The 1,651-nt window shown below is 67.3% G+C and carries 1 protein-coding gene; it reads left to right on the forward strand.

The window, feature by feature from the left end; all coding sequences use genetic code 11:
- Positions 1-1,651 (forward strand): HNH endonuclease signature motif containing protein (locus ACR65J_RS20980; RefSeq protein WP_440172726.1); only part of this gene is annotated, 1,651 nt, incomplete at both ends.

Raw genomic sequence — 1,651 nt, forward strand, 5'->3', positions numbered from 1 at the left:
CTTGCGGCCCTTGCCCTGGCCGCCCCGGACGTGCTGGCGTCCGCCTCCTATGTCGAAGCCGCCGAATTCGCCGCCCGGGCCGAGGAGCTCGCCCGGAGCGTGGAGTACCTTCAGCTCCTGGGCGCCGCGGCGGTGGACCGGACCCGCACCCAGGCCATCACCCACGCCACCGCAGCCAAGACACGCGCCAACCCGTCCCGGGACTGGGCCAACGGGTGGGACGCCCACAGTGTCGAAACCCTGAACACCGGCCCCAACGCCGTGAACGAGACCGACACCAACTGGCCCGGCCCACCCTCCCGTCCAAGCCGCCCAGTGGTGACGTCCCCGGCCGATGACGGATGCCGGAACACCGCAGAGTTCCTCCGCCAGCGCCTGCACATCCCCATCCGCGAAGCCCGCCGCCGCCTCACCCTCGCCCACCACGTCCTCCCAGCCACCACCCTCACCGGCGAACCACTCCCACCAACCCGGCCCCACCTCGCCGCCGCCCTCACCCCCACCACCACCGACACCGACACCGACACCGACACCGACACTGGCACCGGCACCGTGATCACGTCCAAGACTGTGATCACGTCCGGGACCGGGCAGGGACCAGCCGTATCCTCGCACGCCGCGACCATCATCACCGCCACCCTGGACCGGCTCCAACACCACACCACCACCGAGACCCTGGACACGATCGAACACCACCTCACCAAAGCCGCCACCACCACCGACCCTGACTTCCTCACCCGCCTGGCCCAACGCTGGACCGACACCATCGACGCCGACGGCACCGAACCCACCGAAGAAGCCCTCGCCCACACCCAAGGCGCCTTCATCCGCAAACCCCGCCACGGCCTGCACCACCTCGAAATCTTCGCCACCACCGACCAATACGAACACCTCCTCACCGTCATGAACACCGCCACCAACCCCCGCACCCCAAGCACCGAAAGGGGTGCCGGGGACAGCCCACGGGCGCGCACCGCAACAGAACACAACACAACGGAGACCACCGCGCTACCCGACCTGGACCGCCGCACCCGCGCCCAAAAACAACTCGACGGCCTCATCACCGCCGCCAAAACCGCCCTCGCCACCAACACCCTGCCCACCACCGGCGGCAACCGACCCCAAATCATCGCCACCATCCACTACCAACACCTCTTCCCCGCCAGCGCCCCACCAAAAGCAACAGCAACAGCAACAGCAACGGCAGACCCTGACACGGGAAACAACACCGGGACCTTTGCCTTCACCGGACCCGTTCCCGCCGCCACGCTCCGCAAAATCGCCTGCGATGCCGACATCATCCCCGCACTCCTGGGCACCCACGGCGAAATCCTCGACCTCGGCCGCAAAACCCGCCTCTTCACCCCAGCCCAACGCACCGCCCTCACCGCCCGCGATCAAGGCTGCGCCTTCCCCAACTGCACCATCCCCGCCCCCTGGTGCGAAGCCCACCACATCACCTACTGGTCACACGGCGGACCAACCACCACCACCAACGGCGTCCTGCTCTGCAGCCACCACCACCACCTCATCCACAAAGAACAATGGACCATCACCACCACCAACAACACACCCACATTCATCCCCCCACCCCACATCGACCCCACCCAAACACCCCAACAAAACCACTACTTCAAACCACCCCCACCAC

It is taken from the genome of Arthrobacter sp. SAFR-044, from assembly GCF_059414985.1.